At 40.2% G+C, this 8,213-nt stretch carries 8 protein-coding genes and 1 pseudogene; 4 read left to right on the top strand and 5 right to left on the bottom strand.

Annotated features, from left to right (window positions below):
- Positions 1–284 precede the first annotated feature (284 nt).
- Entirely contained in the window at positions 285–1,178 is an 894-nt protein-coding gene (locus tag RMY32_RS04950; RefSeq protein WP_322712098.1) for a fatty acid desaturase family protein, read from the top strand.
- A gap of 177 nt (positions 1,179–1,355) precedes the next feature.
- Entirely contained in the window at positions 1,356–3,158 is a 1,803-nt protein-coding gene (locus RMY32_RS04945; RefSeq protein ID WP_322712097.1) for an NAD(P)/FAD-dependent oxidoreductase, read from the top strand.
- Between the two features lie 126 nt (positions 3,159–3,284).
- On the opposite strand, the gene RMY32_RS04940 is transcribed toward RMY32_RS04945, so the two are convergent.
- The 4 genes and pseudogenes from RMY32_RS04940 to RMY32_RS04925 all read right to left on the bottom strand — a co-directional run bounded on the left by RMY32_RS04940 (position 3,285) and on the right by RMY32_RS04925 (position 5,518).
- Positions 3,285–3,776: a YajQ family cyclic di-GMP-binding protein gene (locus RMY32_RS04940; protein ID WP_012411046.1), complete on the bottom strand. Its 492-nt coding sequence runs from the start codon at positions 3,774–3,776 to the stop codon at positions 3,285–3,287.
- Positions 3,777–3,875: 99 nt separating this feature from the next.
- Positions 3,876–4,298: pseudogene (locus RMY32_RS04935) on the bottom strand (MAPEG family protein).
- Between the two features lie 86 nt (positions 4,299–4,384).
- The gene (locus tag RMY32_RS04930) at positions 4,385–4,888 is read right to left on the bottom strand and encodes a hypothetical protein (protein ID WP_041565591.1); all 504 of its coding nucleotides are present in this window, start codon (positions 4,886–4,888) and stop codon (positions 4,385–4,387) included.
- An 84-nt stretch (positions 4,889–4,972) separates the two neighbouring features.
- Complete coding sequence (locus tag RMY32_RS04925; protein ID WP_322712096.1) at positions 4,973–5,518, bottom strand: PadR family transcriptional regulator; 546 nt, start codon at positions 5,516–5,518, stop codon at positions 4,973–4,975.
- 94 nt (positions 5,519–5,612) lie between these two features.
- Between RMY32_RS04925 and RMY32_RS04920 the strand changes: the two genes are divergently transcribed.
- On the top strand, positions 5,613–6,131 hold the full coding sequence (locus RMY32_RS04920; RefSeq protein ID WP_322712095.1) for a DUF4188 domain-containing protein: 519 nt from the start codon (positions 5,613–5,615) through the stop codon (positions 6,129–6,131).
- 41 nt (positions 6,132–6,172) lie between these two features.
- On the opposite strand, the gene RMY32_RS04915 is transcribed toward RMY32_RS04920, so the two are convergent.
- Complete coding sequence (locus tag RMY32_RS04915; RefSeq protein WP_322707000.1) at positions 6,173–7,267, bottom strand: phosphotransacetylase family protein; 1,095 nt, start codon at positions 7,265–7,267, stop codon at positions 6,173–6,175.
- A gap of 335 nt (positions 7,268–7,602) precedes the next feature.
- On the opposite strand from RMY32_RS04915, the gene RMY32_RS04910 reads away from it, so the two are divergent.
- Positions 7,603–8,160, top strand: coding sequence for a pentapeptide repeat-containing protein (locus tag RMY32_RS04910; RefSeq protein ID WP_322712094.1), 558 nt, complete (start codon positions 7,603–7,605; stop codon positions 8,158–8,160).
- The last annotated feature ends 53 nt before the right edge of the window (positions 8,161–8,213 follow it).

The raw sequence follows: 8,213 nt of genomic DNA, 5'->3' as shown, positions 1-8,213 counted from the left end.
TTTATAAAGCTGCATAGAATTCGATCCCCCCTAGCCCTCCTTATAAAGGGGGGAACCAGAAAAACATATCAAAGTCCCCCAATTTATCGGGGGATTTAGGGGGATCTAGATATGTGTAACTTCACATTAAATTGGTATTAGGTAATTGAACATTTTGTAGTTGACTGTAGGGTGGGTAATACCTATAACCTAAAAATAAGAACTTGAGTTAATAAGATTTCCCATCCTACCATAATCACGTTTCAAAAAGTAAATATTAGTCCTTTATGTAAAGATGAAGCATCATGAATAGAACCGTATTACCTCATCAAAAATTTTTAACTGCATTAGCCACAGATTGGTTAATTATTGTTGCAACAATTTGGATAGCAGGCATATTCAACAATTTCTTTGTTTATGCATTGGCAGTATTGATTATTGGCAGCAGACAACATGCTTTAGGTGTGTTAGGACATGAAGGCGCTCATAATCTCATCTCTACGAATCGAAAAATTAACGATTGGTTAACGAATATATTCTGTGCGTGGCCTTTAGCTTTATGTATAGATAGCTATCGCACATCACACATGTTACATCATAAACATTTAGGAACCGAAAAAGACTCGGAATTAGAATATCTAACAAATCACAATGTTCCAACTAGTAAACTGAAAATATTAGCAGCTTTTTTGCACAATATTCTGGGACTGGGCTTATTCAAAATAATCAAATTTTTATACATTTTTCGACCCAGAACAGTGAAAGGATTTATCGGCCCAGTTTTAATGCCGATCGCATTTATTTCTCTTGCAATTTACACGCATACAACTTGGATTACTGTAATCTGGTATCTATCTCTAGCAACATCATTTTGGGCTATTTTTAACGTCAGACCTTGGTTTGAACATATTGGAGTTGAACACAAAGGTTATTCAATTACCCATCGCTTTATCCCTAATTGGCTGGAACAATTTATCTTTTTTCCTCACAATTTTTGGTTACATTATGAACACCACAAATGGCCAAATATACCCTTTTATAATTTGCCATTAAAAAGAGAAATTGACGAAAGTATACCAATTCTTACAACATTTGAAGTATTGAATCAATTGTGTAATTATCCAAATCAACAATCAATAAATTCTGGAAACAACAAGGAATCTAGTGAAGTACAACTTAATTCTGTAAATAGCTATTAACTAGAAGTGAGGTACAGAATATCGTAAGGGCGTACGCCCTTACGCCGCTACAAAGCTAACTGTATTTTTTCAAATTGGTATTAGTCCAAACTGGTAATGAAAATTAGAGCCTCTGGTTCTTCTTGAAAATTGAGCAAGATTTCAAAAATTTAGTTTTATTAACTTCAGGAGCAATTCATGAACGCTTATACTCAAACACTAGAGTACGATGTTGTAATTATCGGTGCAGGATTTGCAGGTGTTTGTCAGGCTCGTCATCTATTACTTAAAATCCCTAATATTCGGATTGCTATAGTTGATTCTCGTCCTGAAGAACCTAAAAGAACAGATCACAGGCTTGGTGAATCATCAGTCGAAATTGCTGCTATGTTTCTGTTTCGAGAGTTAGGTTTGCAAGAGTATATGATTGAAAGTCATACACCAAAGTCAGGATTGAATTTTCACTGGCCTAAAAACCCAAATAAAACAGAATCGATGAGCGATTACTATACCACTTGGGTTAATCGTCATGTTCACCTCCCATCTTTTCATATCAATCGCTCTAAATTTGACCGAGACGTGCTGGAAATGAATAAGCAAATGGGAGCTGCTTATTATAATGGTCGCGTGCTTGATGTAGAGTTAGCACCAAAAGATACAATCAAAACAGTAAAAGTCAAAACTAGCAGTGAATATTTAGAACTCAAAGCCAAACATATTATTGATGCTGCTGGTCGCAAGTTTATTATTGGACGCAAAACAGATAATCTGATCTTTGATAAAAAGGAACTTTATGGAATTGATACTGGATCTGCATGGGTGTGGGTTAGAAACGTAGACCGTAAGATATTTGATAACGGTTTACATGGTAATGAAACACTTGCTAGCCGTTATTACGCTACTAATCACTGGATGGGAACTGGCCATTGGTTGTGGATGATTCCTTTAGATAAAGATACTATGGATTTATCAGTAGGAGTTGTTCACCACAATGACGTGATCTCTGCTTCGCAAGTTAATACTGAAGAAAAGTTTTATGCTTTTCTCAAAGCCAATCATAATGTTCTGTATCAACTTCTGAAGAGTGGCGAACACTTAGAGTTTCATTACTTGCCAAGGTTAGCTCACAAAAGTAAAACAATTCTTTCTGATGATAATTGGTATGTAATTGGTGATGCTGCTTGCATTTTTGATGCTCTTTATAGCTTGGGCTCAACAATGATTGCAATGGCTATTGAGAGTGTAACCGAGGTGATACGTGCTAAGTTGGCTGGTGAAAGTGATGCAGAGGAAAAACGAGTAGCTTATAACCATTTCAATCTTTTATTCCAACGTAATGTTAATCTTCTTGTCAGCAATCATCCCAAACAATTGGGTAACGCTAGTGTGATGAGTTGGCGTGTATATTCAGATCCAATGTGGTGGTTTGGTGTTTTGGTACCAATGTACATAGGTAAATGGCATTTAGATTTAAAGTTCATCTCTATGGCTACTGGTGTTGTAGAGGAGAACATGAACTTTTTCTTGGATGTGTATAAACAGTTGAATGAATTGGCAGAAAAAGGAGCCAATATTGGTTTTATGGATCAGTTGCGTGCTGATCAGTTGATTGGACACTATTACACAGGCAAATTATTTGATAAACACTTCTTGGAGAATGCCAAGTTAGAGCCTCGACGCACCAATGTTTTTACTGGCATCAAAGCTACTGCATTTTATACGGCTGCTTGGTATACGAAGTTGCAATGGAAAGCATTTGGTTTAAAAGGACTATTAGCACCGCGCAGCTTATATCATATCTTTCGCTTCCTGATTTTATCGAGAAAGTTAGCGATCGCAGATCTAATTTTTCGCTTTCAGACTCGAAATTTACCCTACAACAGCCATGTTGCTAAATTGCGTCAAGAATTTAAGAGCTATCAATATCAACCTGAACTACCAAATTGGCATGAAGAAGTTAAAGCTGAAGTTGATAAACGGGTAATTGAAATGGTGAGATAGTGCTTCTTGGATTTCTCACAAAACTCCAGCAAGCAAGGAAAGCTATGCCGAAGGCTTTACGCTGCGCTAACGTAATTCGTAATTCGTAATTCGTAATTGAATTCTTAACTACGAATTACGAATCTGTTAACGATAATTTGTAAATTGCAAAGCAACTGGGTAGTCTTCTTGTTTCAGACGCTGCATTACAACTTGCAAGTCATCTTTAGATTTGGCAGAAACCCGCACAGCATCCCCTTGAATTGAAGCTTGTACCTTTTTGAATTCGTCCCGAATCAATTTGGAAATTTGTTTGGCGATTTCCTGACTGATGCCTTTTTTGAGTTTAATTTCTTGACGCACGCGATTACCACTTGCTGATTCAACCTTACCAAAATCAAAGATTTTTTGGGAGAGGTTACGCTTGGCGGCTTTTTCTCGCAGAATGGTGTGTACAGAATCTAAGGTAAACTCGCTGTCAGTACTAACGTTAATGCTTTCTTCAACTAACTCGACAGTAGTTTCAGTGTCTTTGAGGTCGTAACGACCTTTGATGTCTCGTATAACTTGATCGACAGCGTTAACCAACTCTTGTCGGTCAAAGTCGCTCACAATGTCAAAGGAAAAAGTAGAAGCCATAAAACATTTTGGATTTTAGATTTTGAACTTCGACTTCGCTCAGTCGAACGATTTTTGATTGGGAAAACTCTTCGCCAGTCCCCAGTCTCCATGCCCCAATTAACTAGTAGCTTGGATGATGCTCAAGAAAGAGAGAGTGGCACAGCCAAGGATGCCAATGGCAAACATCAGTGAGCCTCTTTCAGAAGAGCTACGCTAACGCAAAAGGGGTATATTCAAAATATAAAAAATTGAGTATAGCAAACGGGCTACCACAAAGGCGATCGCAGCTACTTGAGCTGTAAAAGAATTTACACCAGTTACATAAGCCATCAATGCAGCTGCGGCAAACACCATAAACGCTTCAAAGGTGTTCTGATGTGCCCAAGTAGCCCGTTGGGCATAAGGTGGCAATTTATCAAACATGGCGCGAGGAGTAGAAAACATTTCAGGCGCAACACGCGCACGGGCATAAGCTACTAGCAAAAATGGCACGTAAATTAGAACGGCGGCAGCAGCGATCGAGTACAAAAAAATTATCATTACTTATTAGTCGTTGGTTATTAGTCATCAGTCATCAGTCATCGTCATTAGTCAAATGCAAATGACAAAAGACAAATGACAAATGACTAATCAAAGTAGAAAAGCGTCACCACTTTTCTTTGTTCTTCTGCATCCTGACAAGTTTGTAATAGGGTGCGGCTGTCGTGAAACGCAAAGCAAATTAGTTGCTGGCAACGGGAGACAATTTCCTTGTTGCACAAATAACTAGCTTCCGCCAGAGACAGATTATCATTACTGGGATTTTCGACTAGATGCATTACCTGTTCTAGTTGCTGGCGCGATTCTAAAGGCTGGCGTTCCAGGCTTTGGGGTAGAATCACTGTCAACAAATTTGCATCAGCCCGCGTTGCTCCCTTGATGGCCGCTGAATTTGTACCTGTAGCACCAGAAGTAATGATTCGATTACCCGATAAAACTAGGGCATAAGTCATCATTTCAATAAGATTCTGATGCGTAATCGGGACGTGACGAGAACCTAGCAAAGCAATTCTTTTAGAACCTGTTTGCTGGATTGTCGCCAATTCTTGGGCTAATGTATCGAGGTTAATAAGGTCTGTTGATTGGCTCAAAGATGGAGATAATCAGACTAAACGACCCAGATATTTTACCAAACAGCGTGTAGATGCGAGGAAAACTTAAGTTAGACATTGCGACTAATTTTCGATTCTTTGGTTCAGTAACTCCATTACTTGGGAACACCAAGCTAGCCAATGTGTTTCATAACTAATGCCATTTAGGAGAGTTAAATACTGAAATTTGCCTGATTCTGACAGTTCTTGCGGATTTTGAAAGTAACGTTGTTCTAAATCTTTATACGTAGACAATTTTTTTTGATGGGCTTTTTGGTGATTTTCTAGCTCTGCCAAGATAATTTGCTTAGGAACAATATGACCAGCAAAAATTTTTACCAGTAAATCATCTTTAATCGGTGTGGGTTCACAAGATTGAGCAATCCACTCTTTGAGATGCTGTTCTCCCAAGTTTGTAACGCTGTAGAGTCTTTTATCTGGCCGTCCTGCTTGAAGAATCGACTCGGAACTAATCCATTCTCGCTCTTCTAGCTTCGACAACTCCCGATAAATCTGCTGGTGACTTGCTGACCAGAAAAAGCCTACCGAGCCATCGAATCGTTTTGCTAAATCATACCCACTACAAGGTGCGTCAACCAGAGACGCTAATATTGCGTGCGCTAATGCCATAATTTTGAATTCACTACTTGACTTATGCAACTAATTGCATAAAATAGTTAATATGCAATTAATTGCATATTAACTTAAGAACAAGGAGTGGTATATGCCTCAAGTCATACCGGGACGATTTACAGCCCAAATTGATGAACCTTTTGTTGTGTTTCTGATTGGGATGCGAATTAATAAATTATTCGCTTTTTCTAAATGGATTCCGACTGCAACAGCAATGTCGCCCATGTTACGAAGCCTTTACCAGAATCCCGAAAAAGGGTTTTTAGGTGGAGAAACTTTTGTTTACTGGCGAAGAGTGGGACTAATTCAGTATTGGCGATCATTCGAGGATTTAGAGCGTTTTGCCAGAAATCCAGCTGATGCACATCTAAAAGCTTGGCAAAGGTTTAATCAAGCCATTGGTGCTGATGGCAGTGTTGGCATTTGGCACGAAACTTATTTAATAGAACCGGGAAGATATGAGGCGGTTTACGGGAATATGCCTGTCTTTGGATTAGCAGCTGCAACTAATCATGTCCCAGCTATCGGGCGCAAGGAAACAGCACGCCATCGCCTGGGAGGTGACGGCGAACCTGCTGTACCCTCACCAGCAATACAGCCTCTAAACTAATAACTGAGCATTGATGCTCTTCATAATTTGAGTTGATGAATCTAAGACAATGCCGCTGCGGGAGTTAAACCTAGTTTGGATAACAAGCGGTCAATGTCAAAATGCTGGGACATCAACTGGCGAATATACTGAACCTTAATCGGCTCGTGGACACGGACTTGACCAAAAGTGCGGTCAACAATTCCCACAGTAGTGAGGGTATCTAAATCAACAGACAAAATGGGGATTTCTAGTTCTTCAGCGCGACTGAGAATGAACGGCGGTGGGGGTAGTTGCCCGGTGAGAATTAAACATTGGGTAGAAGTTTCTAAAGCCGCTTGCTGAATTTCCACCCGATCGCCTCCTGTCACCACTGCCATATTCCGGCGTTTGCGGAAATATTTTACAGCTGAATTGACATTCATCGCTCCAATTGCTAAACTTTCCACCAACAAATCCATGCGATCGTTGCGACAGAGAACGTCAGCCTTTAACTGCTTGACTAGTTCGCCAACACTCACACTGCGAAGCAAATCGCTATTCGGCAGCATTGCTAGCACTGGAATACCCTGCTGTTCCAAAAATGGTAGTATAAGGGTTTCAACCGCTTCTAGTTGGGTGACAGGGATATCATTGATCGCAACTCCAATCAAGCGATCGCCCAGACCCTGTTTTGCAGTCAATAGCGCCTCAACCGAAAGCAAGGATTTATAGCGGCTTACTAACAGCACACCAGCATCCAATACTTCAGCCATTTGCAGCAAAGACAAATCAAACAAATTGCCTTCGGACAAATTACCAGGCCCCTCCAGTAACACTAAATCTCCTTGAGACTTATGTAAATATTGCTGTATTAGGGACTCTTGATAATCGGTTTTGTCTTCCCCCCGCAAGCGCTTTTGCACATTTGGTTCATCCAAAGCTAGCATTGTAGGTGCAACGCGGTTTTCCGGCAAATTGAGGCTAAGAGCGATGAACTGGACATCTTCCTCAATTACGGTTCCACTAGACGAATTGAAAGACGTACCGAGTGGTTTACCGTAGCTAATATCCAGACCTTTTTGCTGTAGCTGATGAGACAAACCCAGAACAGTTGCAGATTTACCGCTGTAATTCTCGGTCGATCCAATCAGCAAATATTTAGGGGATTTTGGCACACATGCACTCCTAATTTCAAAAGTCAGAAGAACCCAGCTAGGTGTTTCCTAATTCTAGTTCCTTCTGGCAAAAGCCTCCCGCTCTCACAAATTAAGCTTTCCCAGAATTACCTTCTGATTGAACAAGCAAGAGGCAAGGGTAAGGTTTTCTTTCCTTATGTATGTCGGCTCTGCTAACCTGTACGCCTACTCTTGAAGATTTGTCATTACCTAACAAATACCAAACTAAAAACTAAGAGCTTCGTTGCTATGGAAGGGTTGGTAGGGTCAAATAAAGTGTTCCACAGATTGAGTGGGTTATCTTTATACGTGTTAGTTGATGCAAGAGGTAAGTTATGGATGTTGAAGAATTGCTGGAAAGGTATGCTGCTGGAGAGAGAGATTTTAGGGACGTTGATTTAAGTAGCAGCGATTTGACTGGTGCTAATCTCAGTGGAATCGACCTGAGTAGTGAATCCGACTTGAGTGGTATTGACTTTACTGATGCTAACCTCAGTAGAGCTAATTTGAGTAGGAGTATGGTAATGTGTACCACCTTTGAAGGCGCTGACTTGAGTTATGCCAACTTGAGTGGTTCTGATTTGACTGAGTGTATCTTCAACGACGCTAACTTGGTTGGTGTTAATTTTAGTGGTTCCGAAATGTTCACCGCCGTTTTGAGTGGAGCCAACCTGAGTGGAGCCAATCTCAAGAATGTGGGTTTGAATGTTGCCAATTTGGTTGGCGCTAATCTCACCGACGCTGATTTGAGCGGAGCTTCTCTCAACAGGGCTAACCTCACTGGTGCTAATTTGACTGGTGTTAAAAATGCCAACATCAGTGGAGCCATTATATACACCACTACTACTAGCCCAGATGGTAGTGTTGTTCGTAGTCGCCAAATTTGTGAATGAAGAGTAATTGTTCTCTGTTGAATATCCTTGGTTAATCTTCGTCTCAATAGTTT

It is taken from the genome of Nostoc sp. ChiSLP03a, from assembly GCF_034531215.2.
Classification (GTDB): domain Bacteria; phylum Cyanobacteriota; class Cyanobacteriia; order Cyanobacteriales; family Nostocaceae; genus Nostoc.
Note: the sequence above shows the minus strand (reverse complement) of the source record. Positions and strands in the feature narration are given on the sequence as shown.